Annotated in this window: 24 protein-coding genes; 5 read left to right on the forward strand and 19 right to left on the reverse strand. The window is 65.8% G+C overall.

What is annotated here, in order from left to right; genetic code table 11:
* Positions 1-28 precede the first annotated feature (28 nt).
* Positions 29-961: a heme o synthase gene (locus Q4G50_RS06150; protein WP_303376773.1), complete on the reverse strand. Its 933-nt coding sequence runs from the start codon at positions 959-961 to the stop codon at positions 29-31.
* Between the two features lie 282 nt (positions 962-1,243).
* Here Q4G50_RS06150 and tkt point away from each other — a divergent pair, with 282 nt between their 5' ends.
* The 5 genes from tkt to pgl are packed head-to-tail and all read left to right on the forward strand — an operon-like array spanning position 1,244 to position 7,675.
* Positions 1,244-3,340, forward strand: a complete 2,097-nt coding sequence (gene tkt, locus Q4G50_RS06155) for a transketolase (RefSeq protein WP_303376774.1) — start codon at positions 1,244-1,246, stop codon at positions 3,338-3,340.
* An 11-nt stretch (positions 3,341-3,351) separates the two neighbouring features.
* On the forward strand, positions 3,352-4,431 hold the full coding sequence (gene tal / locus Q4G50_RS06160; protein WP_303376775.1) for a transaldolase: 1,080 nt from the start codon (positions 3,352-3,354) through the stop codon (positions 4,429-4,431).
* Between the two features lie 34 nt (positions 4,432-4,465).
* On the forward strand, positions 4,466-5,998 hold the full coding sequence (zwf, locus tag Q4G50_RS06165) for a glucose-6-phosphate dehydrogenase (RefSeq protein WP_303376810.1): 1,533 nt from the start codon (positions 4,466-4,468) through the stop codon (positions 5,996-5,998).
* A gap of 14 nt (positions 5,999-6,012) precedes the next feature.
* Positions 6,013-6,963 (forward strand): glucose-6-phosphate dehydrogenase assembly protein OpcA, encoded by a 951-nt coding sequence (locus Q4G50_RS06170; protein WP_303376776.1) that lies wholly within the window; start codon positions 6,013-6,015, stop codon positions 6,961-6,963.
* Positions 6,941-7,675: a 6-phosphogluconolactonase gene (pgl, locus tag Q4G50_RS06175; RefSeq protein WP_303376777.1), complete on the forward strand. Its 735-nt coding sequence runs from the start codon at positions 6,941-6,943 to the stop codon at positions 7,673-7,675. The genes Q4G50_RS06170 and pgl overlap by 23 nt, the downstream gene beginning before the upstream one ends.
* 463 nt (positions 7,676-8,138) lie before the next feature.
* On the opposite strand, the gene Q4G50_RS06180 is transcribed toward pgl, so the two are convergent.
* From Q4G50_RS06180 to rpe, 18 genes are all read right to left on the reverse strand, one after another.
* Positions 8,139-8,747, reverse strand: coding sequence for a hypothetical protein (locus Q4G50_RS06180; protein ID WP_303376778.1), 609 nt, complete (start codon positions 8,745-8,747; stop codon positions 8,139-8,141).
* Positions 8,748-8,887: 140 nt separating this feature from the next.
* Complete coding sequence (locus Q4G50_RS14655; protein WP_368660625.1) at positions 8,888-8,962, reverse strand: pyridoxine 5'-phosphate oxidase C-terminal domain-containing protein; 75 nt, start codon at positions 8,960-8,962, stop codon at positions 8,888-8,890.
* A 92-nt stretch (positions 8,963-9,054) separates the two neighbouring features.
* Positions 9,055-9,177 carry a hypothetical protein gene (locus tag Q4G50_RS06185; RefSeq protein WP_303376779.1) on the reverse strand — a complete coding sequence of 41 codons (123 nt, stop codon included), beginning with the start codon at positions 9,175-9,177 and terminating at the stop codon, positions 9,055-9,057.
* Positions 9,178-9,233: 56 nt separating this feature from the next.
* Positions 9,234-9,467 (reverse strand): preprotein translocase subunit SecG, encoded by a 234-nt coding sequence (secG, locus tag Q4G50_RS06190; protein WP_303376780.1) that lies wholly within the window; start codon positions 9,465-9,467, stop codon positions 9,234-9,236.
* A 21-nt stretch (positions 9,468-9,488) separates the two neighbouring features.
* Positions 9,489-12,242 carry a phosphoenolpyruvate carboxylase gene (ppc, locus tag Q4G50_RS06195; RefSeq protein ID WP_303376811.1) on the reverse strand — a complete coding sequence of 918 codons (2,754 nt, stop codon included), beginning with the start codon at positions 12,240-12,242 and terminating at the stop codon, positions 9,489-9,491.
* A gap of 129 nt (positions 12,243-12,371) precedes the next feature.
* Entirely contained in the window at positions 12,372-13,151 is a 780-nt protein-coding gene (gene tpiA / locus Q4G50_RS06200; protein ID WP_303376781.1) for a triose-phosphate isomerase, read from the reverse strand.
* Between the two features lie 35 nt (positions 13,152-13,186).
* Positions 13,187-14,404, reverse strand: coding sequence for a phosphoglycerate kinase (gene pgk, locus Q4G50_RS06205; RefSeq protein ID WP_303376782.1), 1,218 nt, complete (start codon positions 14,402-14,404; stop codon positions 13,187-13,189).
* Positions 14,405-14,557: 153 nt separating this feature from the next.
* Entirely contained in the window at positions 14,558-15,562 is a 1,005-nt protein-coding gene (gene gap, locus Q4G50_RS06210) for a type I glyceraldehyde-3-phosphate dehydrogenase (RefSeq protein ID WP_303376783.1), read from the reverse strand.
* Positions 15,563-15,757: 195 nt separating this feature from the next.
* Positions 15,758-16,741: a DNA-binding protein WhiA gene (whiA, locus tag Q4G50_RS06215; RefSeq protein ID WP_303376784.1), complete on the reverse strand. Its 984-nt coding sequence runs from the start codon at positions 16,739-16,741 to the stop codon at positions 15,758-15,760.
* A gap of 37 nt (positions 16,742-16,778) precedes the next feature.
* Positions 16,779-17,738: a uridine diphosphate-N-acetylglucosamine-binding protein YvcK gene (gene yvcK, locus Q4G50_RS06220; protein WP_303376785.1), complete on the reverse strand. Its 960-nt coding sequence runs from the start codon at positions 17,736-17,738 to the stop codon at positions 16,779-16,781.
* 20 nt (positions 17,739-17,758) lie between these two features.
* Entirely contained in the window at positions 17,759-18,634 is an 876-nt protein-coding gene (rapZ, locus tag Q4G50_RS06225) for an RNase adapter RapZ (protein WP_303376786.1), read from the reverse strand.
* A complete protein-coding gene (gene uvrC, locus Q4G50_RS06230) occupies positions 18,631-20,664 on the reverse strand; it encodes an excinuclease ABC subunit UvrC (protein WP_303376787.1) in 2,034 nt (677 codons plus the stop codon). Before uvrC ends, rapZ begins: the two co-directional genes overlap by 4 nt.
* A 1-nt stretch (position 20,665) precedes the next feature.
* Entirely contained in the window at positions 20,666-21,202 is a 537-nt protein-coding gene (locus tag Q4G50_RS06235; RefSeq protein WP_303376788.1) for a PH domain-containing protein, read from the reverse strand.
* A 4-nt stretch (positions 21,203-21,206) separates the two neighbouring features.
* Positions 21,207-21,692, reverse strand: coding sequence for a 6,7-dimethyl-8-ribityllumazine synthase (gene ribH, locus Q4G50_RS06240; RefSeq protein ID WP_303376789.1), 486 nt, complete (start codon positions 21,690-21,692; stop codon positions 21,207-21,209).
* Entirely contained in the window at positions 21,689-22,960 is a 1,272-nt protein-coding gene (locus tag Q4G50_RS06245) for a bifunctional 3,4-dihydroxy-2-butanone-4-phosphate synthase/GTP cyclohydrolase II (RefSeq protein ID WP_303376790.1), read from the reverse strand. The genes ribH and Q4G50_RS06245 overlap by 4 nt, the downstream gene beginning before the upstream one ends.
* Before the next feature lie 10 nt (positions 22,961-22,970).
* Complete coding sequence (locus Q4G50_RS06250) at positions 22,971-23,591, reverse strand: riboflavin synthase (protein WP_303376791.1); 621 nt, start codon at positions 23,589-23,591, stop codon at positions 22,971-22,973.
* Positions 23,592-24,587, reverse strand: coding sequence for a bifunctional diaminohydroxyphosphoribosylaminopyrimidine deaminase/5-amino-6-(5-phosphoribosylamino)uracil reductase RibD (gene ribD / locus Q4G50_RS06255; protein ID WP_303376792.1), 996 nt, complete (start codon positions 24,585-24,587; stop codon positions 23,592-23,594).
* On the reverse strand, positions 24,588-25,244 hold the full coding sequence (rpe, locus tag Q4G50_RS06260) for a ribulose-phosphate 3-epimerase (RefSeq protein WP_303376793.1): 657 nt from the start codon (positions 25,242-25,244) through the stop codon (positions 24,588-24,590).
* Positions 25,245-25,252 lie beyond the last annotated feature (8 nt).

The following is a 25,252-nucleotide window of genomic DNA, read 5'->3' on the forward strand; positions in this document are numbered from 1 at the left end:
CATTCCTATTAACTAACCAGTTGACAGCCTAGAAGAACGTGGTAGTCCAGCCGAGCATGGAACCGATGGTCTCCCAGCCGAGGACGGCGTCGATGGACAGGGCGACAAACACCAGCGCCAGGTAGTTGTTCGAGAGGATGAACAGCTTCAGGGGCTTGACCTTCTTACCGTTCTTCACGCCGTTGTGCAGGAAGATCGCCATGATGAGGAAGTAGGCGCCGCCGATAAGCGCCCCGGCGAGGTAGATCCAGGAAGCGGCGGGCACGAGCAGTAGAGTCGTGATCACGGTGGCGACGGTGTACCAGACAATCTGGCGGGTGACCTGCACGGGCTGGCGGACGACGGGCAGCATCGGCACGCCGGCCTTCTGGTAGTCGTCGCGGTACTTCATGGCCAGGGCCCAGGTGTGCGGTGGAGTCCAGAAGAAGATGATCATGAACAACACGATGGCCTGCCACCACTGCGCGGGCACCCCTTCGGGCATGTTGTCGGTGATCACGGCCCAGCCGACGAGCACCGGCATACACCCGGCGGCGCCGCCCCAGATGATGTTCTGCCAGGTCCGACGCTTGAGCCACTTGGTGTAGACGTAGATGTAGAACCAGTTGGTCAGCACGATGAAAAACGCCGCCAGCCAGGAGTTGGCCAGCAGTCCCAGCCACAGCACGGAGATGATGAGCAGCGACCACGCGAAGATCGTCGCCTTGCGGTTGGTCACAGTATGACGCACCAGGGGGCGGGCGCGGGTGCGGCCCATCTTCTGGTCGATGTCGGAGTCGGCGACCATGTTGAAGGTGTTTGCCGCCGCAGCACCCATCCAACCACCGACGACGGTGAGCAGGATGAGGATGATGTTGTTCTCACCGCGCTCGGCCTGCAGCATCGCCGGAATCGTGGCGACGAGGAGCAGCTCAATGACCCTCGGCTTCGTCAGCGCAATATAGGCCTTGATTGTCTCCAAGAGAAGGTTCCTCCAACAGCAGGTCGAAAAATCTGTACCACGCTTGGTGTCGCGTCTACCATGACTGGTCGTGCCAGGCGGACAAATAGTTCCCGCGCCACGTTCCATCCAGCCCGTTCATCCTAGCCCCCTCAACCTTAAGTAGGACAATCCGGCGCGCCCGCGGCAACAAAGTGCACCGAAAACCAACGGGGCGACAGAAGTCACTAAGGTGGAGTAAGTGACGTGGAGCCCCGGCCCACCCGACTTTTCCAACAACCCTTCCAAAGTGAGGATCCCACTGTGACGCTGACGCCCGAACTGCAGGCCCTGACGGAACGCCGCTACCCCTCGGACTGGACCGACACCGATACCCGCGCTGTGGACACTGTCCGCATCCTGGCCGCCGACGCCGTCGAGAACTGCGGATCCGGCCACCCGGGCACCGCCATGTCGCTCGCACCCTTGGCATACACGCTGTACCAGCGCGTCATCAACCACGACCCCAACGACACCGACTGGGTCGGCCGTGACCGCTTCATCCTCTCCTGCGGACACTCCTCCCTCACCCAGTACATCCAGCTTTACCTCGGCGGTTTCGGCCTGGAGATGGAGGACCTCAAGGCCCTACGCTCCTGGGATTCTCTGACCCCGGGCCACCCGGAGGTCGGCCACACCCGCGGCGTGGAGATCACCACCGGCCCGCTGGGCCAGGGCCTGGCCTCCGCCGTCGGCATGGCCATGGCCGCCCGCCGCGAGCGCGGCCTCTTCGACCCGGAAGCCCCCGCCGGTGAGTCCCCCTTCGACCACCACATCTACGTCATCGCCTCCGACGGTGACCTGCAGGAGGGCGTCACCGCCGAGGCCTGCTCCCTGGCCGGCACCCAGCAGCTGGGCAACCTCATCGTCTTCTGGGATGACAACCGCATCTCCATCGAGGATGACACCCAGATCGCCTTCACCGAGGATGTCGTCGCCCGCTACGAGGCTTATGGCTGGCAGACCATCGAGATCGAGGGAGGCGAGGACGTTGCCGCCATCGAGGCCGCCGTCACCGCCGCCAAGGCCGACACCGAGCGCCCAACCTTCATCCGCCTGCGCACCGTCATCGCCTACCCGGCCCCCAACGCCCAGAACACCGGCGCCTCCCACGGTGCTGCCCTGGGACAGGACGAGGTCCGCGCCACCAAGGAGGTCCTCGGATTCGACCCGGAGGTCAACTTCCACATCGACGACGAGGTGCTCGCCCACACCCGTCAGCTGGCTGAGCGTGGCGCGCAGAAGCACGCCGCCTGGCAGGAGAAGTTCGACGCCTGGGCCACCGCCAACACCGAGGCCAAGCGCCTGTTCGACCGCGTGGTCGCCCGCGAGCTGCCCGAGGGCCTGGCCGAGGCCATGCCGATGTGGGAGGCCGACGAGGCTGGCCTGGCCACCCGCAAGGCCTCCGAGGCCGCGCTGCAGGTGCTCGGCGAAAAGATGCCGGAGCTGTGGGGCGGATCCGCCGACCTGGCCGGCTCCAACAACACCGTGATCAAGAACAACCCCTCCTTCGGGCCGAAGGAGATCTCCACCGACACCTGGTCTGCCGAGCCCTACGGCCGCAACCTGCACTTCGGTATCCGTGAGCATGCCATGGGCTCCATCCTCAACGGCATGGCGCTGCACGGCCCGACCCGCCCCTACGGCGGCACCTTCCTCATCTTCTCGGACTACATGCGCCCCGCGGTGCGTCTCGGCGCCCTCATGGAAACGGATGTCTACTACGTGTGGACCCATGACTCCATCGGCCTCGGCGAGGATGGCCCGACCCACCAGCCCATCGAGACCCTGGCCGCCCTACGCGCTATCCCGGGCCTGTCCATCATCCGCCCGGCCGACGCCAACGAGACCTCCCAGGCCTGGGCCGCCGCCCTGGAGTACAAGGAGTCCCCGAAGGGTCTGGCCCTGACCCGCCAGAACGTCCCCGTCCTGGAGGGCACCAAGGAAAAGGCCGCCGAGGGTGTCCGCCGCGGCGCCTACGTCCTGGTCGAGGGCTCGAAGGAGACCCCGGATGTCATCCTCATGGGCACCGGCTCCGAGGTACAGCTCGCGGTCGCGGCCGCGCAGACCCTCGAGGGTGAGGGCGTGGCCGCCCGCGTCCTGTCCGTGCCCTGCATGGAGTGGTTCCTCGAGCAGGATGCCGACTACATCGAGTCCGTTCTGCCGGCCGCCGTCACCGCCCGCGTCTCCGTCGAGGCCGGTATCGCCATGCCGTGGCACCGCCTGACCGGCACCCAGGGCCGTAACGTCTCCCTGGAGCACTTCGGCGCCTCCGCCCCGTACCAGAAGCTCTTCGAGGAGTTCGGCATCACCGCCGACGCCGTCGTCGCCGCCGCCCACGACTCCCTCAACGCCAAGTAAAGGATCAAGACATGACCCACATCGACGAGCTCGCCTCGCTGGGTACCTCCACCTGGCTCGACGACCTGTCCCGTGACCGTATTACCTCCGGCAACCTGGCCGAGGTCATCGAGAACAAGTCGGTGGTCGGCGTGACCACCAACCCGGCGATCTTCGCCGCCTCCATGAGCAAGGGCACCGCTTACGACGCGCAGATCGCTGAGCTCAAGGCCGCCGGCGCCGCCGTGGATGAGGCTGTTTACGCCATGACCATCGATGATGTCCGCGATGCCTGCGACGTCTTCCTGCCGATCTATGAGTCGACCGGGGGCCGCGACGGCCGTGTGTCCATCGAGGTCGATCCGCGGATCTCCGAGGACCGCGAGGCCACCCTCTCCCAGGCCCGGGAGCTGTGGGCCAAGGTGGACCGTCCGAACGTCATGATCAAGATCCCGGCCACCGCCGGATCCATGGCCGCCATCACCGACGCCCTCGCCGAGGGCATTTCCGTCAACGTCACCCTCATCTTCTCCGTGGCCCGTTACCGCGAGGTCATCGCCGCCTACCGCGAGGGTGTGCAGCGCGCCGCTGAAAAGGGTCTCGACGTCTCGAAGATCCACTCGGTCGCCTCCTTCTTCGTCTCGCGTCTCGACGTCGAGATCGATCGCCGTCTCGAGGACATCGGCACCGAGGAAGCCCTCGCCCTGCGTGGCAAGGCAGGAGTGGCTAACGCGCAGCGCGCCTACGCCGTGTTCCAGGACATCGGCGCCAAGGACCTGCCGGAGGGTGCCAACGTGCAGCGTCCGCTGTGGGCCTCAACCGGTGTGAAGAACCCGGATTACGCCCCCACCCTGTACGTCACCGAGCTGGCTGGCCCGGACACCGTCAACACCATGCCGGAGCCGACCATCGATGCGGTCCTCGAGCACGGTGGCCTGCACGGTGACACGCTCACCGGCGCGGCCGAGGAAGCCCAGGGCGTTTTCGAGCAGCTCGTCGCCGTGGGGATCGACATGGAGGACGTGTTCGCGGTGCTGGAGCGCGAGGGCGTCGATAAGTTCGTCGCTGCCTGGAACGAGCTGCTCGATTCGATGGACGCCCAGCTCCACTAGCCACCCTCCGAGAATGAAGGACATGCCTATGCCCATGACCGGCACCGATGCCTGGGTCAATCCGCTGCGCAACGCCGAAGACAAGCGACTGCCCCGCATCGCCGGTCCTTCCGGCATGGTCATCTTCGGTGTGACCGGTGACCTGGCGCGCAAGAAGCTGCTCCCGGCGATCTACGATCTGGCCAACCGCGGCCTGCTGCCCGCCGGTTTCACCCTCATCGGCTTCGGCCGCCGTTCCTGGACGAAGACGGAGTTTGAGGAGTACGTCCGCGAAGCCGTCGAATCCGGGGCACGTACCCGGTTCCGGGAGCACGTGTGGGAGCGGCTGGCCGAGGGCATGCATTTCGTTGAGGGCAACTTCGACGACGCGGGTTTCGATCGTCTCGCCGCCACCCTCGCGGAGATGGACACCACCCGCGGCACCGCCGGCAACTGGGCCTTTTACCTTTCAGTTCCCCCGGACTTCTTCACCGCCGTCTGCCACCAGCTGGAGCGTTCCGGCCTGGCGGAAGGAGGGGAGGAGGCGTGGCGGCGTGTCATCATCGAGAAGCCCTTCGGTCACGACCAGGACAGCGCCCGCGAACTCAACCACGTGGTCAACGCCGTGTTCCCGGAGGAGTCCGTCTTCCGCATCGACCACTACCTGGGCAAGGAGACGGTGCAGAACATCCTGGCGCTGCGCTTTGCCAACCAGCTTTTTGATCCGATCTGGAACGCCCATTACGTCGACCACGTGCAGATCACCATGGCCGAGGACATCGGCCTGGGTGGTCGCGCGGGCTACTACGACGGCATTGGTGCGGCCCGCGACGTCATGCAGAACCACCTCCTCCAGCTGCTGGCCCTGGTGGCCATGGAGGAGCCCATCGCCTTCGACCCGGCGGAGCTGCAGGCGGAGAAGGTCAAGGTGCTGCGCGCCACCAACCCAGTGTATCCGCTGAACAAGACCACCGCCCGCGGCCAATACGCCGCCGGCTGGCAGGGTTCGCACAAGGTGCGGGGACTGCGGGAGGAGGAGGGTTTCGATCCTGCCTCGACCACCGAGACCTATGCCGCATGCACCCTGGAGATCAACTCCCGCCGCTGGGCGGGCGTGCCGTTCTACCTGCGCACCGGCAAGCGGCTGGGCCGCCGCGTCACCGAGATCGCCCTGGTGTTCAAGGAGGCCCCGCACCAGCCCTTCCTCGCCGGGCAGACGACGTCGCTGGGCAAGAACTCCATTGTCATCCGCGTCCAGCCGGACGAGGGTGTACTCATGCGCTTCGGTTCTAAGGTGCCGGGGTCCGCGATGGAGGTCCGCGACGTCAACATGGACTTCTCCTACGCGGAGGCCTTCACCGAGGCCTCGCCGGAGGCCTATGAGCGGCTCATCCTCGATGCGCTTCTCGACGAGTCCTCGCTCTTCCCCACCAACGAGGAAGTGGAGTTATCCTGGGCGATCCTTGATCCCATTCTCGAATACTGGTCGGAGAAGGGCCAGCCGGAGGAGTACGAGTCCGGCACCTGGGGTCCGGCGAGTGCTGACCGCATGCTGGAACGCACCGGCCGCACCTGGCGTCGTCCCTAGAGAAAGGCATTGTCTTGAAGATTGAATTGCCGGACACTGACACCCGGAACATTGCCGCCAGCCTGCTGGAGGCGCGGGAGAACAACTCCCAGACCACGGGCCGTGTGCTCACCCTCGTCGTCGCCGCCGCCCTGGAGGACAACGTCGACCACATCATCTCCGTCACCCGCGACGCCTCGCACGAGCATCCGGCCCGTGTGCTGGTCCTGCTCACCGGTGAGGAGGACGCGGCTTCGCGTCTCGACGCCGAGGTCCGCGTCGGCGGCCACGCCGGCGCCTCGGAGATGGTCATCATGCGGATCACCGGTGAGATGGTCAACCACCTCGCCGCGGTGGTCACTCCCCTGCTGCTGCCGGATACCCCGGTGGTGGCGTGGTGGCCGACCCGCGCCCCGGAGGTCCCCTCCGAGCATCCGCTGGGGCGTCTGGCGCAGCGGCGGATCACCAACGCCGATCACCCGGCCGGTGCCGCCGTGCTGGCGCGCCTGCGCTCGGCCTACTCCCCCGGCGATTCGGACATGGTGTGGTCGAAGATCACCGCCTGGCGCGGGATTGTCGCCTCCTCCCTGGACCGGCACCCGCATGAGGTCGTCGAATCCGCGGTGCTCACCGGCCCGGCGAACGAGCCGCAGATTGACGTTGCCGCCGGTTGGCTCGCCGATCGCCTCGGGGTGCCCGTCACCCGCGAGGTGTGCGACCCGGGTGATGATCAGCGCCTGTTCCCCATCCGTTCCCTCCGCTTCGATCGGCCTTCCGGCCCGGTCACCGTCGAGGTGCTCGACCACCGCACGGTGCGTGTCCACGTGCCGGGCCGCCCCGAGTCGCTCGTCGCCATGAACGAGCGCCCTGACGCTGATTGCCTCGCCGAGGAACTGCGTCACCTCGACCCCGATCTTGCCTACGCCCATGCACTTCGCGGTCTCACCCGCGTGAAAGGAATCAATGGTTACTCTCCGTCGTCCTGACACCCTGTCCACCCTCCTTGACCAGGCAGCGACTTCGCTTATCGACGTCGTCTCCGCCCTCCAGTCCACCGGCACCGGTGTCCACGGTGACGGCATTGCCCGCCTGGTGCTCACCGGGGGCGGCGCCGGCATCGGCCTGCTCGAGCGCATCCGCGAGCTGGAAGACGCCGACCCGCGCATCGACTTCTCCCGCGTCCATGTCTTCTTCGGCGACGACCGCAACGTGCCGGTCGACCACGAGGATTCCAACGAGGGGCAGGCGCGCGACGCCCTGCTCAACCACGTCGACATCCCGGAGACCAACATCCACGGCATCGGTCTCGACGGCGGTGAGATGGAGGAGGCCGCCCGCGCTTACGAGCAGCTGATCAAGGAGCTCGCACCGGAAGGCTTCGATATTCACCTCCTGGGCATGGGCCATGAGGGGCACATCAACACCCTGTTCCCCCACACCGACGCCGTACGCGAAACGGAACGCCTGGTTCTCGCGGTGACGGACTCCCCCAAGCCGCCTGCCGAGCGCGTCACCCTGACCCTGCCGGCCGTGCGTGGCGCAGAACAGGTGTGGCTGCTGGTCTCCGGCGAGGACAAGGCGCAGGCCGCCAAGGCCATCGTCGACCGCGCCAACCCCGAGGACTGGCCCGCCGCCGGCGCCGAAGGCACCGCGGACACCGTCCTCTATCTCACAGACGACGCAGCTACAGCTCTCTGATCATCCGCTTACGGATCCATGAACTGACAAGCCCAGAAGGGAGCTATTGATCCGGAACCGTCGCTGACGGGATCGTCCCAAAAGAAGTGCTGCCAGGTTAGGCACAATCCTAGGTGAAACAGAGCAATTATTAAGAAGGAAAAGAAACTCACTATTGATGCGAGCCCCAGAATAACCCTTCGTTGGGCAAACGCCACGATAAGCGCGAAGCCAACCGTAACGACATTTATGATGGGGCCGGACACGGTATTGAACTGCGATAGGTCTTCAACGCCCACACCCAGCGCGTGCGCTGGAATAACGGCCCTTAAGTAGGTCAATATGACATTAAGGGCCAGTGCAACCCAGGCGATGTAGAGTGCTGTGCGAGACTTCAATGACTGCAAGATATGCTTCCCTCTTCTGCTGGCATGCCTTCTTTTGATTTTGCCAACACCTGCGACTTTGATAGTTTAGCGTCGTGCTAGAAGCCGCAACCGTGGGCTCTCGGTACAACTACGATTGCAGCTTCGAGATAGGCACGACCCGGCGTACCCCACGGATACTGCGGCCTGATGACGCGGAGGTTCTGCACGAACCTATAATCACAATCACATATCGCGGTACCCTGCTGAATGCAAATATCATGGTTCATGCATGCGCGGTCCAGGGAGTCGATTGGCTCACCCGGCCCCCATTGGTTTGGCCCACACCAGCGACCGTAATTCCACGTACCCGCCTGCCACCCCTGAGGGCTTATCTCAGCACCTCCCACTCCGATCATGTGGTTTCGAATTACGCCAATCCGGATGATCTCGGGATCGACTCCATCAGCCTGTGCGGTCTCGTCGTCGAAGATTCCTCGCTTGTCAATCGAGAAATCAAGATGTTTCTCGATAGCTCTGTTGATTTCATATTCCGAAGGACCATCGGAGACAATTGCATGGGCTTCAATGGAATCCTCTTGATTGAGCACCATAACGTTGTGGATGTCTTGGGACGAATTGATGGGAACGACCGAATGGGCCATCCCTGATGGCACGGCAATAAGGCTTGTCAACACGGCGATTGCGATCTTACGGAAGCGGTTCACTATGCACTCTTTCGGGGAAACATTAGGACGCTTTTCAGTTCAATCAACACCCTAACCGTTTCCGTGCTATTCTGAATAGAAAGTCGGCGGATGTTCATCCCGAGTTGACCACGAGTTAACCAGCCCGCGCAACCACGCCGTTAAAGCTTTTTGATCACCCGCTGGTGCCGCCGGTCGGTCGAGCCCTGCCAGAACTCGATCCGCTCGGGCACCAGCCGCCAAAGGCGTCAGTCCCCCCTCTTCCACATCGGCACGGGCATCGGCGCTTCGGGCGCCGATACCGTCCTCTATCTCACAGACGACGCAGCTACAGCACTTTAATCACCCGTTGGCGCCGACGGTCGGTTGAAGCCAGCCAGAACACCGCGGACAGGGTCATTGGGTGCGGCTCAGGCACGCCCACGTCGGGCAGGGAACGCAACTCGTCCATAACCACCATTGAACGCGAAAACGCCCCCGCAAAGGGGGGCGTCGAAAAGCGGGAATCTAGCCGAAGGCCTGAATGAGGTTCAGCGCCACGATGCAGGTGATCCAGATGATCGCCATGAGGATGGTGTAGCGGTCGAGGTTCTTCTCCACCACGGTCGAACCGGAGAGGTTGGACTGGACGCCACCACCGAAAAGGCTGGACAGGCCGCCGCCCTTGCCCTTGTGCAGGAGAACGAACACCGTCATGAGCACGGCGGTGAGCACGAGGATGATCTGGAGCGCAAGAGTCATGACGAGCAGTCTACACCACGTCTAACCGGAGTTGCGCAGCGCGGTGGCGAGTCCGTTCATGGTCAGCTGAATGCCCCGGGAGACGGCCTGGCGGGCGTCGCCGGCGCGGTGGCGGCGCAGCATCTCCAGCTGGATGATGTTGAGCGGCAGCAGGTAGGGGAAGCGACGTCGCACGGAGCGAGCCAGGGCCGGGTTGTCGGCGAGGAGTTCCTCGCTGCCGGTCACCTCGGAGAACATGGCGCGGGTGAGCTCGAACTCCTCGGTGATCACTCCGTGGATGTGCTTGGCGACATCGCGGTCGTCGATAAGCCGTGCGTAGAGTTCGGCCAGGTCCATGCCAGCCTTCGACATGACCTGCGCCATGTTCGACATGATGGAAGTGAAGAACGGCCAGGTCTCGTAGAGGTGGCGCAGTTCGGCGATCCTCTCCTCCCGGTCCTCGCCCTCGCCGATCCACTCGGCCAGTGCGGTGCCGACACCGAACCAGCCGGGCAGCAGCACGCGCGACTGGGACCAGGCCAGCACCCACGGGATGGCGCGGAGATCGTCGACACCCTTGGTCTGCTTGCGGGCCGTGGGGCGGGAGCCGATGTTGAGCGAACCGATCTCGTGCAGCGGGGTGGACTGGGTGAAGTACGGGATGAAGCCGGGGTCCTCGTGGACGAGTTCGGAGTACTTCCGGCGTGAGATGTCCGAGAGTTCGCTCATGATCTGGGTGGCACGCGCACGGTCGGCGAGGTCATCGACGGGCAGGAGGCTGGCCTCCAGCGTCGCGGAAACCAGCGCCTCCAGGTTGCGGCGGGCCGCCCGCTGGGAGCCGTATTTCGCGGAGATGATCTCGCCCTGCTCGGTGATGCGCAGCGAGCCGTCGACCGCCCCCTGCGGCTGGGCGAGAATCGCCTCATAGGAGGGGCCGCCGCCACGGCCGACGGTGCCGCCACGGCCGTGGAACAGGCGCAGGCGCACCCCGTACTCGCGGCCGACTTTCACCAGGTCGGTCTCGGCGTCGTACAGCGCCCAGTTGGCGGCGAAGTAGCCACCGTCCTTGTTGGAGTCGGAGTAGCCGAGCATGACCTCCTGGATATCCCCACGCTGGGCGAGGTAGGAGCGGTAGATCGGCAGATCCCACAGCTGGCGCAGGATGCCGGCGCCGGCCTGCAGGTCATCGATGGTCTCGAACAGGGGGATGATGTCGACACTGCCGGTCGGGCCCTGCCCGTTGGCGCGGATGAGACCTGCTTCCTTGAGCAGCACCATCGGTTCGAGGATGTCGCTGACGGATTGGGCCATGGAGATGATCTGATGCGGGATCATTTCTTCACCGAAGCGCTCGACGGAGTCGGCGGCCTGGGAGATGAGGTCCAGCTCGCGCTGGGTAGCCTCGCTGAAACCGCGGTAACCGCGCGGGACCAGCGGGCGCGGGGTCTGCAGCTCACGGGTGAGCAGCTCCACCTTCTGCTCCTCACGCAGGGTGTCGTAGTTGGGGTGGACGTGCGCGGTGGCGAAGACCTCGGTGAGCACATTCTCGAAGCTCTCGGAGTTCTGGCGCAGGTCGATGGAGTAGAGGTGGAAGCCGAAGGAGGCGATGGCGGAGCGGATGGTGGCGAGGCGGTCATCGGCGATGATCTCGTCGTTGGAGGCACGCAGGGAGGTGTCGATGATCTTCAGATCCGTCTCGAACTCCTCCGGGCCGCCATAGGGTTCGTGCTGGCGGTGCCAGGTGCCCTCGACGGCTTCCTCCCCGATGAGGTGCGCGGTGGTGGCGAGGATGCGGCCGCGGACGCCGTGGACGGCGCGACGGTATGGTTCGTCGACGCGCGAGGGCACATCGTTGTGGCCCTTGCCGGCCAGGGCGACGAGTTCGACGGTGACGTGGGTCATCCGGTCGGAGAGGCTCAGCTCATGTTCCAGGGCGTGGAGCTGCTGGGCGTAGTACTTGAGGACGGTCTGAGCGGCGCGCCGCGAAGCATAGTCCAAGGTGGCAGCGGTGACGAAGGGGTTGCCGTCGTGGTCGCCGCCGATCCAGGAGCCGGGGCGGACGATGGCGCGGCCGGCATCCGCGTCGAAACGGTCGGTCAGGGCGGCGCGGATATCGCGGTTGAGCTCGGGGATCTCCTTGAGCAGCGACAGCGTGTAGTAGCGCAGGCCGACCTCGATCTCGTCCTCTATGCGCGGGCGGGCCTGGCGGATAAGCGCGGTCTGCCAGAGGATGGTCATCCGGCGGCGGATATTGCGCTCCACCTCGAGCAGACGGGACTCGGTACGCGCGGTCTCCTCGGCGTCCTGGATGGCGTGCCGCTCCAGCATGAGCTGGGTGATGTGCTTCTGGGCGTCGAACACCGTCCGACGGCGGGTCTCCGTCGGGTGGGCGGTGAGCACCGGCGCGACGAGGGCACCGCGCAGGGACTTCTCAATGGCCGCCGCGCTGACGTCCGCCTCGTCGAACTTCTCCCATGTCGCCTCGAGAGTGGAATCCGGGGCCCCGCCTTCGTCGAGAATGCGCTCCCGTTTGAAATCATCGTGGATGTCCTCCGCCAGGTTCGCCATGAGGGCGAAATGACTGAAAGCGCGCACGATGGGGGTGGCGTCCTCCGGGTCGATGTTGCGGAACAGCTCGACGAGCACCTCCAGGGAGGCGTTGCCCTTCGCCACCTCGAAGGCCTGTTGGCGGGCGTGCTCCACGAGGTTGAAGACCTTCTCCCCTTCCTGCTCCGCGATCACCTGGCCGAGGATACGGCCCAGATAGCGGATGTCTTCCTGCAGATGATCGCGGATAGTCATGTGGTCTCCTTTATCGAACGGATGCCTACCTATCATGGCGTATCCGTGTCCCCGGCGCACGCTGCTTATCGACGCCACAACCCCCGCCGCTGCAGCGACGGGGGTTGTGGGACTGTCAGGTGTCTAGACAGCAGAGGCGGCAGCGGCCGCCAGCTTGGCGAAATCCTCGCCGTCGAGCGAGGCTCCACCGACCAGACCACCGTCGACGTCGGGCTGGCCGACGATCTCGGCGACGGAGTCGGTCTTGACGGAACCGCCGTAGAGGATGCGCATGCCGTCGGCGACCTCATCACCCGCGAGCTCACGGATCAGCCCACGGATCGCGGCACACACTTCCTGGGCATCGGCCGCGGAGGCGACCTTGCCGGTACCGATGGCCCACACCGGCTCGTAGGCGATGACGGTGTTGGCCAGGTCCTCGGCGGACAGGCCCGCGAGGGAGGCGCGGGTCTGCTTCACGACGTAATCGACGTGGGTGCCGGCCTCGCGGATCTCCAGCGGCTCACCGACGCAGACGATGGGGTGCATGCCGTGCTTGAGGGCGGCGGCGGCCTTCGCAGCGACCAGCTCATCGGACTCATTGTGGTACTCGCGGCGCTCGGAGTGACCGACGACGACCCAGGTGCAACCGAGCTTGGCCAGCATCTGCGCGGACACCTCACCGGTGTAGGCCCCGGACTCGTGGGCGGAGACATCCTGCGCACCGTAGGTGACCTGCAGCTTGTCACCGTCGACGAGGGTCTGCACCGAGCGGATGTCGGTGAACGGGACGGTGACGGCGACGTCGACCTTCTCGTAGTAGTCCTTCGGCAGGGCGAAGTCGAGCTTCTGCACGGTGGCGATCGCCTGGTGGTGGTCCAGGTTCATCTTCCAGTTGCCGGCGATAAGGGGGGTGCGTGCCATGTGGGTGGCACTCCTTTCAGGGTGGGTGTGTGTGTTTAGCGGTCGAGGACGGAAACGCCCGGCAGTTCCTTGCCCTCAAGGAACTCGAGAGAGGCGCCGCCACCGGTGGAGATGTGGGAGAACCCGTCCTCGTTGAGGCCGAGAACGCGGACGGAGGCAGCCGAGTCGCCGCCGCCGACGACGGAGAAGGAACCGTTGTTGGCGGTGGCGTCGATAATCGCCTGGGCAACGCCCTCGGTGCCCTTGGAGAAGGGCTCCATCTCGAAGACACCCATCGGTCCGTTCCAGAAGACGGTCTTTGAGGTGGCGAGGACGTCGGCGAACTCCTTGACGGACTCCGGGCCGATGTCCGGGGACAGCCAACCCTCCGGGATACCGTCGAGGGCGACGACCTTGTTCTCGGCGTCGGCGGAGAACTCTGCGGCGGCGACGAGGTCAACGGGCAGGACGATCTTGTCGCCGAAGCGCTCGAGGAGGTCCTTGCAGGTGTCCACCATCTCCTCCTGGAGCAAGGACTTCTGGGTGTTGTAGCCCTGCGCGTTGAGGAAGGTGTAGCACATGCCGCCACCGATGATGATCTTGTCGGCCTTGCCTGCCAGGGCCTCGATGACACCCAGCTTGTCGGAGACCTTGGAGCCGCCGAGCACGACAACGTACGGGGACTCGGGGTTGGTGGCGGTCTTCTCCAGGACGGAGATCTCTTTCTCCACCAGGGTGCCGGCGTAGGCCGGGAGGCGCTTGGCCACGTCGTAGACGGACGCCTGTGCACGGTGGACGACGCCGAAGCCGTCGGAGACGAACGCACCGTTGTCCGCGGCGAGGGCGGCGAGCTCGTCAGCGAAAGCACCGCGCTCGGCCTCATCCTTGGAGGTTTCGCGGGCGTCGAAACGCACGTTTTCCAGCAGGAGGACATCGCCCTCGGTGAGGCCGTTGGCGCGCTCGTGCGCGTCCTCACCGGTGACATCACCGGCGAGTGCGACGTACTGGCCGAGTGCCTCGGACAGTGCCTCGGCGACCGGGGCCAGGGAGTACTTGGAGTTGACCTCGCCCTTCGGGCGGCCCAGGTGGGCCATGACGATGACCTTGGCGCCACCCTCGACGAGAGCCTTGAGGGTCGGAAGGGAGGCGGTGATGCGGCCCGCGTCGGTGATCTCACCGGCGTCGTTGAGCGGGACGTTGAAGTCGGAGCGGACGAGGATGTGGCGGCCGTCGACGCCCTCGTCGAGCAGGTCCTGCAGGGTCTTCACGGTCATGGCTGACTCCTTGACATGTGTCTGGGTTGGGAGAAAGGGGCGGCTGAATAGGGGTGCGGCCCGACGTGTGCCGAGGCACACCCCGGGCCACAGGGTCACACTCCCGCCGGTCTCAGCCGAGGGGCCGACGGAGGTGTGTGAGAGGGGTATTGCTTAGAGCTTCGCAGCCACCATCTCGGTGATACGCAGCAGCTGGCAGGTGTAGCCCCACTCGTTGTCGTACCAGGCAACGACCTTGACCTGGTCGCCGATGACCTTGGTCAGGCCGGCGTCGAAGATGGAGCCGTGGGAGTCGGTGATGATGTCGGTGGAGACGATCGGATCCTCGGTGTAGGCCAGGGTCTCACCGAACTCACCGGTGGCGGCCTCCTTGATGAGGGCGTTGACCTCCTCCACGGAGGTCTCACGGCCGGCGGTGAAGGTGAGGTCGGTGGCGGAGCCGGTGATGGTCGGCACGCGCAGTGCGTAGCCGTCCAGCTTGCCCTTGAGCTGCGGCAGAACCAGAGAAACGGCCTTGGCGGCACCGGTGGAGGTGGGCACGATGTTGACGGCGGCGGCGCGGGCGCGACGCAGGTCCTTGTGCGGGGCGTCGTGCAGACGCTGGTCACCGGTGTAGGCGTGGATGGTGGTCATGAGGCCGCGCTCGATGCCGAGCTTCTCGTCCAGGACCTTGGCCATCGGGGCCAGGCAGTTGGTGGTGCAGGACGCGGCGGAGATGACGTTGTGGTTCTCCGGGTCGTAGAGCTCGTGGTTGACGCCGTAGACGAAGGTGGCGTCCTCGTTCTTCGCCGGGGCGGAGATGATGACCTTCTTGGCGCCGGCGTCGATGTGGGCCTTGGCAGCCTCGGCGTCGGTGAAGAAACCGGTGGACTCGATGACGATGTCCACGTTGTGGGCAGCCCAGTCCAGGTTCTTCGGGTCGCGCTCGGCGGAGACAGCGATGGTCTTGCCGTCGTAGGTGATGGAGTCATCGTCGAAGGAGACCTCGCCCGGGAGCTTGCCCAGGATGGAGTCGTACTTCAGCAGGGTCGACAGGGTCTTGTTGTCGGTGAGGTCGTTGACGGCGACGATCTCGACGGCCTCGCTGCGCTCCAGAACGGCGCGGTAGAAGTTACGGCCGATGCGGCCGAAGCCGTTGATGCCTACGCGGATGGTCACAATAATCTCCTCAGGGATTGAGTACACGTCAGGATGTGACCGCAACTGAAACGACGGTCCATCTACAGACAGTTTAGCGACACATTCCCGCCGCTGCAGAGGTGATAGAGACAGGCGCAGAGCGAACAGGCGCGCTTGCCGAAACTCGTTGTCAACGCCGATAGCGCCGTCCGGCGGGCACCCCCGAATGGTGCTTTAAGCTCCGTCGAGGATGTCGTCGGTGACGGCTTCGTTGGTGTCGGGGATGCCCAGCTCCTCGGCCCGCTTATCCGCCATGGACAGCAGGCGGCGGATCCGCCCGGCGACAGCATCCTTGGTCATCTGCGGATCGGCGAGGCGGCCCAGTTCCTCCAGGGAGGCCTGCCGGTGCTGCACGCGCAGCTGCCCGGCCTCCGCGAGGTGCTCGGGCACGTCATCGCCGAGGATGTGCATGGCGCGCTCCACGCGGGCGGCGGCGGCGATGGCCGCGCGGGCCGAGCGACGCAGGTTCGCGTCGTCGAAGTTGGCCAGGCGGTTAGCAGTGGAGCGGACCTCGCGGCGCAGGCGCTTGTCCTCCCATTCGAGGCGGATCTGCTGGGCGCCCATGCGGGTCAGCAGCGCGCCGATGGCGTCGCCGTCGCGGATGACGACGCGGTCCGCGCCGCGGGTTTCCCGGGTCTTGGCGGAAATGCCCAGGCGCCGGGCGGCACCGACCAGCGCCAGGGCTGCTTCCTGGCAAGGGCAGGTCACCTCCAACGCGGAGGAACGCCCCGGTTCGGTCAGGGTTCCCTGCGCGAGGAAAGCCCCGCGCCAGGCGGCTTCATTGTCGGCGACGGTGCCGGAGATGACCTGCGGCGGCAATCCGACGACCGGGTGTCCCGAGCGGGTGACCAGTCCGAGGCGGCGGGCGAGATCTTCTGTACCTTCGGTCACCCGCAGCAGGTGGCGGGCGCTTTTCGACGCCCCGCCGGCACTGATCGTGTGCTCGTGGACTTCGACCCCATAAAGCTCGGTGAGCGACTCGGCCAGGCGGCGGGCGACGTCGCTTGAGTCCAGTTCCGCCTCGATGACGAGGCGTCCGGCGATGACCTGCATTTGCCCGGCGAAACGCAGCAGGGCCGCGGTCTCAGCGGCGCGCGCCGACTGGCGGGTCACCACCACCCGCGTCAGTTCGTCCTTCACCTTGTCTGTCAACGCCACAGCCGCAGCCACCTTTCTGTTGAAGCTCCGGACCAGTCTAGACGTCCGCCCGCAACAGCGATGTCAGGGCCGCCGACAGCCTGGAGGGGTCATGGGTGTTTTTCACTCGGCCCGACTCATCGACGGCGCGCAGGTCCGCGTACACCACCTCCGCCCCTAGGCCGGCCGCCGCGCGGGCCACGAAGTCCCGCTCGGCGGTGGTGCGGATGGTGTCGGAATCGACGAGGAAGCGGTCAATGTGCAGGGAGGGGGCGTGCTGGCTGAGCATGTGGATGTGGCGCTCGGAGGAAAAACCATGGGTCTCCCCCACCTCGGCCGCTAAGTTGAGAACCACGACCTTGAGTGCGGCCGATTCGTTGAGCGCCTCCACGATCCCAGGGACCAGTAGGTGCGGGATAACGGAGGAGAACCAGGATCCGGGGCCGAGTGTGACCAGCGTCGCGTCGCGGATGGCGCGTACCGCCTCCGGGGAGGCCTCCTGGTTTTCGGGGATGACCCGCACGCGTCGCACCGTGCCGGGAGTGGTGGCCACAGCGACCTGGCCTCTGACGGGGCGGATGACCCGCGGGTCGTCGTCAAGCCCGGCTACTTCCGCCTCAATATCCAGCGGCTGATTACACACCGGGACCACCCGCCCGTGGGAGCGGGTGAGCTCGGCGACCTTGTCCAGGGCGGCCTGTTCGCTGCCGAGAATGTTGGCCAGGCCGGCGATGAGCAGGTTGCCCACGGCATGGCCGGCGAGTGCCCCGGTGCCACCGAAGCGGTGTTGGAGGGTCTGAGCCCACATCTGCCCTTCGGAATCCTCTCGGGCCAGGGCCGCCAACGCCATACGGAGATCTCCCGGCGGGATGATGTCCATCTCCCGGCGCAGGCGCCCGGAGGAACCTCCATCATCGGCGACGGTGACCACGGCGGTGATCGAGGACGGTTCGCTCAGTCGCGCGGCAACCAAGGTCTGATAGAGGCCGTGTCCGCCTCCCAGAGACGTGATGTGCATGAGTGGTACTCCAGGAGGGTTTAAGAGGTGGCGATATCGCGGTGCATGACGTTGACGTCGAGGTCACCGCTTTCAGACAGGCGGCGGCCGAGCTCCTCGGAGACGGCGACGGAACGGTGGTGCCCGCCGGTGCAGCCGACGGCGACGGTGATGAAGTTCTTGCCCTCGTGCCGGTAGCCGTCGAGCATGGACTGGAACATGGCCACGAAACGGTCGAGGAACTCCCCCGCCCCCTCCTGGGAAAGGACGTAGTCACTGACCGGCTCATCGGTGCCGCGGAAGCCGCGTAACTCCGGCACCCAGAAGGGGTTGGGCAGGAAGCGGACATCGACCATGAGGTCGGCGTCGCGGGGAGCGCCGTTTTTGAAACCGAAGGACTCAATCGTCACATGCTGGCGGTTATGCGCCATCGTGCCGAACGACGCCTCGATCGCCCGGCGCAGGTCATGCACCGACAGGCTGGAGGTGTCGATGATGATATCGGCCATCTCCTTGATCGGATTGGTGATCTCCCGCTCCCGGTCAATACCCACCTGCAGCGTCTGATCATCCTGCAGAGGGTGGGTGCGGCGCACACTGTCGAAGCGGCGGATGAGCACATCATCACGGGCGTCCATGAACAGCACCGTCGGGGCAATATCCTCGCCGAGCTCTCTGAGCACATCCTTGAGGTTGCCGCCGAAGACGCGGGTGCGCACATCGGTGAGGAAGGCGACCTTGTCCACCGGCGGGTCCTGCTCCAGGGACTGCTTCAGGAAGGCGGGGATGAGCTTCGGCGGGAGGTTCTGGGCCACGAAAAAACCCTTGTCCTCCAGCACCTTCGCCGCGGAACTCAAGCCGCCACCGGACATGCCGGTGATGAGGACGGGGGGCGTCGAGAAGCGGGGTGACGTCATGGGGCCATACTATCGCCTTCGCCCGGATGCAGGTGGGCGAAAACCGCCGACGCCAGCTTCGGCCCGAAACCCTTCACCTCCGCGATCTCCTCCACGCTGGCGGCCTTAAGCTTTTTCACCGACCCGAAGTGCTTGACCAACTCGGTGCGGCGGGCGGCCCCCAACCCCGGCACGCCGTCCAACTCGGACACGCGCATCCGCTTGGAGCGCTGCTGGCGGTGGTAGGTGATGGCGAAGCGATGGGCCTCGTCGCGGATCTGCTGCAGCAGGAACAGGCCCTGGGAGTTGCGCGGCAGGATCAGCGGATCCTTCTCCCCCGGCACCCAGATCTCCTCCAGGCGTTTGGCCAGCCCGATGAGGGTGACATCGACGATGCCCAACTCGTCGAAAACCTGCTGCGCGGCGTTGACTTGCGGCAGGCCGCCGTCGACGATGAACAGGTTCGGAGGGTAGGCGAAGCGGCGGGCGTCGGTGGAGAACTCCTCCACCTTCTCATCGGCGAAGGTCTGGGCCTCGGTCTCCTCGTCGGGGACGGCCAGCTTGTCCTGGTTGTGGCGCAGGAAACGGCGGCGGGTGATCTCGGCGATGGAGGCCACGTCGTCGGAGTGCCCGTCGCCGGCGGCTTCCTTCACCCGGTAGCGGCGGTAGTCGGATTTGCGGGGCAGGCCATCCTCGAAGACGACGAGGGAGGCGACAACATCGGTGCCCTGGATATGGGAGATGTCGGTGCATTCGATGCGCAGCGGCGCCTCCTCCAGGCCGAGGACCTCCTGGATGTCCTGCAGGGCGGCGGAGCGGGCGGTGAGGTCGCCGACGCGTTTGAGCTTGTGCTGGCGAAGAGCTTCCTTCGCGTTGCGCTCCACGGTCTCCATGAGGGCGCGTTTATCGCCGCGCTGCGGGGTGCGCAGATCAACGGCTGCGCCGCGCAGCTCGGCGAGCAAGGACGTGACCTCCGGGGTCTCCTCCGGCTCATGCTGGACAAGGATTTCGCGGGGCACCACCGCGCCCGGTTTCGGCGGGCTCGTGGAATACTGGTCGACGCCGCGACGCTGGATGGTGTCGGCCTCGTCGGCGGCGTCGATAAGCGCCCGCTCCACGGCATCGGAGTAGAACTGGATGAGGAAATCCCGCATGAGCGCGGCGATGGGTTCCTCGGTGCGTTCGACGACCCAGCCGCGCTGGCCGCGGATCCGGCCGCCGCGCACGTGGAAGATCTGGACCGCGGCCTCCAGCTCATCGGAGTCGACCGCGATGACATCGGCGTCGGTGGCATCACCGAGGACCACGGACTGCTGTTCCATGATCTTGTTGATTGCGCCGAGGTCATCGCGCAGGCGGGCGGCGCGTTCGAACTCCAGCTCCTCCGCGGCCTGTTCCATCTCGCGGGTGAGCTGCCGGATGACCTTATCGGTGTGCCCGGCCATGAAGGAGACGAAACCGTCGACGATCCCGCGGTGTTCCTCCGGGGAGACACGGCCGACACAGGGCGCGGAGCACTTGTCGATATAGCCCAGCAGGCAGGGACGCCCGAGCTTTTCATGCCGGTTGTACACGCCCTTGGAACAGGTGCGCACGGGGAAGACGCGGGTGAGCAGGTCGAGGGTCTCGCGCACGGCCCAGGCGTGGGAATAGGGGCCGAAGTAGCGCACGCCGCGGCGGCGCGGGCCGCGGTAGAAAAACGCCCGCGGGATGTCCTCGCCAGTGGATACGGCCAGCAGGGGGTAGGTTTTATCGTCGCGGTACTTGACGTTGAAGCGCGGATCGAAACGCTTGATCCACGTGTACTCCAGCTGCAGCGCCTCCACCTCGGAGGCGACCACGGTCCATTCGACGGAGGCGGCCGTGAACACCATCTGGCGGGTGCGCGGGTGCAGGCCGGTGACGTCCTGGAAGTAGTTGGACAGCCGCGCGCGGAGACTGTTGGCTTTGCCGACGTAGATGACGCGGCGGTGCTCATCACGGAAACGGTAGACGCCCGGCTCCGTGGGGATGGACCCCGGGGCCGGGCGGTAGGTGCTGGGATCAGCCATGCTAATCCTGCGGCATGTACTGGGCCTCGAGCTCACGGAACTGCGAGACAGCCTGCACCACGGCCGGGCCATCGGAAGCCTGCATCGCCCACATGGGCACGTACTCGAACTCGGGCAGCTCCAGGCGGGCCATGCGTGCGCCCTGCGGGAAGAACAGACCGTAGGTCACGGACCACGGGTAGAAGCGGGTGCCGATGATGTTGCGGATCTCCACCCCATCCTCATTCGCGCGCACGCGCGGGCGGGTGAACGCCAGGTACGCCAGGATGGAGATGACCACGCCCACCATGGGGAACGCCAACTGGTCGATGAAGGAGATCGACGCGCCGGTGAACTCCAGGTCCAGGAAGTAGCCCATGAAGATGTGCACGGCCATGACGATGGCGATGCACACCCATGCCAGGCGCTTGAGCGAGGGCGAACGCACCTCCAGCTCCCACGGCTTCGTCGAGGTCATGGCGTGGGGGTCGAGGGCGGCGTAGTACGCCATCTCCTCATCGCTGAGCTTACGGGCGGTGTTCTCTTCACTCACGGCCATCAGTCTATCCCTCCTGCCCACGGATGCGACGCAGGGTGATCGCGGCGTCGAGAGCCGCGAGCATGGCTTCGGCGCCCTTATCCTCCACCGAACCGGTGAATCCGGCACGGTCGATGGCCTGCTGTTCATCGTTGGTGGTGAGCACGCCGTTGCCGATCGGGGTGGACTCATCCAACGCGATGCGGGTCAGCCCCTCGGTGACGGAATCACAGACGTAGTCGAAGTGCGGGGTACCGCCGCGGATGACACATCCCAGTGCCACGACGGCGTCATGGGTGCGCGCGAATTCCTGGACGATGACAGGCAGCTCAAGTGCTCCCATGACGTGCGCTTCCGAGAGCTTATCGACGCCGGCCTCCTTTGCCGCAGCCACCGCGTTGCGGCGCATCTGCTCGCAGATCTCGGTGTTCCAGCGGGCGGTGACCACGGCGACGCTCAAGCCCGCGGCGTCGAGACGCTCGTCGAGGACGGGCAACCCTTCCTTACTCACTTAGCTGCTCCTTCGTGGGCGCGCTCCCAGGCGTCGACGCCGGGTAGGTCATGGCCCATGCGGTCGCGCTTGGTGCGCAGGTAGCGGATGTTGTCTTCGTTCGGTTCGACCGGGATGGAGGTGCGCCCGGTCAGCTCCACACCGTAGCCCTCCAGTGCCGCGCACTTGGTGGGGTTGTTGGTCAGCAGCGATACCGAGGTGACGCCGAGGTCGCGGAGGATCTGTCCTGCGGCGGAGTACTCGCGGGCATCGGCGGGCAGGCCCTGCTCGAGGTTGGCGTCGACGGTGTCCAGGCCAAGGTCCTGCAGGCGGTAGGCCTCCAGCTTGGCCATGAGCCCGATGCCGCGGCCTTCGTGTCCGCGCAGGTAGATGATGACACCCCGGCCAGCCTCCTGGATCATGCGCATCGACTCGTGCAGCTGGGGGCCGCAGTCACAACGGCGGGAGGCAAAGACATCGCCGGTGAGGCACTCGGAGTGCACGCGCACGGGCAGGCCAGGGCCAGCGAGGTCGCCGACGGTCAGGGCCACGAACTCGATGCCGTCGACGGCATGGCGGTAGCCGACCATGTCGAATTCGCCGAACTCGGTGGGCATACGTGTCTCCACCAGGCGTTCCACCTGTGATTCGGTGCGGCGCCGGTAGTCGATGAGCTGCTCGATGGAGATCATCGTCAGGCCATGCTCATCGGCGAAGCGGCGCAGTTCCGGTCCGCGGGCCATGTCGGTGGGAACATCCTCGGAGACCACCTCGCAGAGCACGCCGGCGGGCCGCAGCCCAGCGAGGCGGGCCAGGTCGACGGCTGCCTCAGTATGGCCGTCGCGGGCCAGCACTCCCCCCTCGACGGCCCGCAGCGGCACGACATGCCCGGGGCGGGTGAAGTCGTGGCGGGTGGTCGTGGGATTGGCCAGGCGTTGGATTGTCTCACAGCGGGAGGTGGCGGAGATGCCGGTGGTTCCGGTGTTCGCGTCGACGGTGACGGTGTAGGCGGTGTGCCGGGCGTCCTCGTTCTGGGCGACCATGGGCGGCAGGTCGAGGCGATCACAGTCCGCGTTGGTCAGCGGGGCGCAGATGTAGCCGGAGCTGTAGCGGACCATGAAGGCGACGAGCTCCGGGGTGGCCAGTTCGGCGGCGAAGATGAGGTCGCCTTCGTTCTCGCGGTCCTCATCGTCGACGACGACCACCATCTTGCCGGCGGCGATATCGGCGATGGCTGCCTCGACGGGATCAAGGCGCAGGCGGTCGTGGTCCACAGATACTTCAGTCACGGGCTAAACCTTAGCGTTCCAGACTGCTGGTCTGAGAGTCGGCCCTGTCCCCGAGCATCTTCTCCACGTACTTGGCCAGGACATCCACCTCGATGTTGACCACCTCTCCCTCCGCGAGCTCCCCGTGGGTGGTCGCGGCCAGGGTCGTCGGGATGAGGGAGACCTCGAAGTAGTCCTCCCCCACGGCGGAGACGGTGAGTGAGGTGCCGTTGACGGCGATGGATCCCTTTTCCACGACGTAGCGGGCGAGGGCGGCGTCGAGTGAGAAGCGCAGCACATCCCAGTTCTCCGAGGAGGTGCGGCTGATCAGGGTTGATGTGCCGTCGACGTGGCCCTGCATGATGTGCCCGCCCAGGCGTGCGCCCGCGGCGAGGGCGCGCTCCAGATTGACGCGGGAGCCGACTTCCAGCTGGCCCAGGCCGGTGCGGTCGAGGGATTCCTGCATGACATCGGCGGTGAACCAGGAGTCAGTGTGCTCGACGACGGTGAGGCACACGCCGTTGACGGCGATGGAATCGCCGAAGGAGACATCCGTGAGCACCGTGGAGGCGCCGATCGTCAGCCGGAGGGCATCGCCTTGCGGCTGCAGCTTATCGACGCTCCCGATCTCCTCCACCAGTCCAGTAAACAACTACTTTCCGTCCTTTCGGGTCATTTCCAGTAGTACGTCATCGCCCAGATGGGTGATACGCGGGGCGCTGAATCGCACGGCGTCGTTGATGTTCAGCCCCACGGCCTCGGCGAGCACTCCGCGGCCCTGGCCGAGCAGCGTCGGCGCGATATAGGCCTGGATGTGATCGACCAGGCCAGCCTGCAGGAAGCCGGAGGCCAGCTGCGCGCCACCCTCGACGAGAACGTCGCGGGCACCTGTCTCCCATAACTGCCAGAGAGCGTCGGGAATTCCCCGGTACTGCTCGAAGCCGAGGCGGTGCAGGTTGGTGGCGTTGCCGGTCAATGAGCGACCGCCGATGACTACGCGCCGCGGTTGGGTGGGCAGCTCGCGCTCGCCGTCGCGGGCGGTGAGCGAGGGGTTGTCGGCGATGGCGGTACCGGTGCCGACGATGATCGCATCGCGCTTGCTGCGGTCCCGGTGGACGTGGCTGCGGGCCACCTCGCCGGTGATCCACTGGCTCGTACCATCCAGTGCCGCCGTGAACCCGTCAAGCGTTTGGGCGAACTTCAAGGTCACAGACGGTCGGTTGTTGCGCACGGCCATCAGCCACGGGATGAGCGCGGCTACCTCGATGTCCAGGCATTCGGCGCCTATCCCGCGCTCGCGCAGAAACGCGGCCCCGCCGGTGGCGACGGGGTTGGGGTCCGGCTGGCAGTAGTAGACGGTGTCCACGCCGGCGTCGTCAAGCGCCTGCGCGCAGGGACCGGTGCGGCCCTGATGATTGCAGGGCTCGAGGGTGACCACCGCGGTGCCGCCCGCGGCGCTCTCCCCGGCCTCGCGCAAGGCCATGATCTCGGCGTGCGGGCCACCGGCCGGCTGCGTGGCGCCCCGGCCGACGAGTTCACCATTGCGGTCAAGGATGGCGGCGCCGACCGGCGGGTTGGGACTGGTGTACCCGCGCGCACCCTCCCCGCATTCGAGGGCGGTGGCCAGTGCCCGAGCGATGATGTCCATTTAGACGGTGGCCAGGCGACGCAGGTTGTCGACAGCTGCCGCCGGGTCCTCCTTGCCGTACACCGCGGAGCCGGCGACGAAAGCATCGCACCCGGCCTCGGCGGCCTGCCCGATGGTCTTCTCGGAGATGCCGCCGTCAATCTCGATGAGGGTGCTCAGCTTGTTGTTGTCGATGGCCTCACGCAGGGTGCGGACCTTCTCCAGCTGATCCGGCATGAAGGACTGGCCGCCGAAACCCGGCTCCACGGACATGACCAGCACCAGGTCGAAGAAGCGCAGGTCAGCCAGGTAAGGCTCGATCGGGGTGCCCGGCTTCAGCGAGAAACCGGCCTTCACGCCCTTCGACTTGATGTGCTTGGCTAGTCCGACGTGGTCATCGGTGGCCTCCACGTGGAAGATGACGCAGTTGGCGCCGGCGTCGATGTAATGGTCGACCCAGTCCTCCGGGTTCTCGATCATCAGGTGCACGTCGAGGTGCTGGTCAGTGATCTTGTCCACCGTCTTCGTGATGTCCGGGCCGAAGGAGAGGTTGGGGACGAAATGTCCGTCCATGATGTCCACGTGGATCCAGTCCGCGTTCGCGACGGCGCGGACCTCCTCGCCGAGCTTCGAGAAATCAGCCGCGAGAATACTGGGTGCGATGATCGGTGATGCCATGGCAACGA

Origin of the sequence: Corynebacterium sp. (assembly GCF_030538285.1) — a bacterium.
In the GTDB taxonomy this organism is placed as follows: Bacteria; Actinomycetota; Actinomycetes; order Mycobacteriales; family Mycobacteriaceae; genus Corynebacterium.

Bases quoted from the DNA above. Each gene is read 5' to 3' on its own strand.
- Q4G50_RS06235 (WP_303376788.1), bottom strand. From the start codon at position 21,202: ATGGCCGTGAGTGAAGAGAACACCGCCCGTAAGCTCAGCGATGAGGAG.
- ribD (WP_303376792.1), bottom strand. From the start codon at position 24,587: ATGGACATCATCGCTCGGGCACTGGCCACCGCCCTCGAATGCGGGGAG.
- zwf (WP_303376810.1), top strand. From the start codon at position 4,466: ATGACCGGCACCGATGCCTGGGTCAATCCGCTGCGCAACGCCGAAGAC.
- secG (WP_303376780.1), bottom strand. From the start codon at position 9,467: ATGACTCTTGCGCTCCAGATCATCCTCGTGCTCACCGCCGTGCTCATG.
- tal (WP_303376775.1), top strand. From the start codon at position 3,352: ATGACCCACATCGACGAGCTCGCCTCGCTGGGTACCTCCACCTGGCTC.
- Q4G50_RS06185 (WP_303376779.1), bottom strand. From the start codon at position 9,177: ATGGACGAGTTGCGTTCCCTGCCCGACGTGGGCGTGCCTGAGCCGCAC.
- rapZ (WP_303376786.1), bottom strand. From the start codon at position 18,634: ATGACGTCACCCCGCTTCTCGACGCCCCCCGTCCTCATCACCGGCATG.
- yvcK (WP_303376785.1), bottom strand. From the start codon at position 17,738: ATGCACATCACGTCTCTGGGAGGCGGACACGGCCTCTATCAGACCTTG.
- pgk (WP_303376782.1), bottom strand. From the start codon at position 14,404: ATGACCGTGAAGACCCTGCAGGACCTGCTCGACGAGGGCGTCGACGGC.
- pgl (WP_303376777.1), top strand. From the start codon at position 6,941: ATGGTTACTCTCCGTCGTCCTGACACCCTGTCCACCCTCCTTGACCAG.
- tpiA (WP_303376781.1), bottom strand. From the start codon at position 13,151: ATGGCACGCACCCCCCTTATCGCCGGCAACTGGAAGATGAACCTGGAC.
- rpe (WP_303376793.1), bottom strand. From the start codon at position 25,244: ATGGCATCACCGATCATCGCACCCAGTATTCTCGCGGCTGATTTCTCG.
- uvrC (WP_303376787.1), bottom strand. From the start codon at position 20,664: ATGGCTGATCCCAGCACCTACCGCCCGGCCCCGGGGTCCATCCCCACG.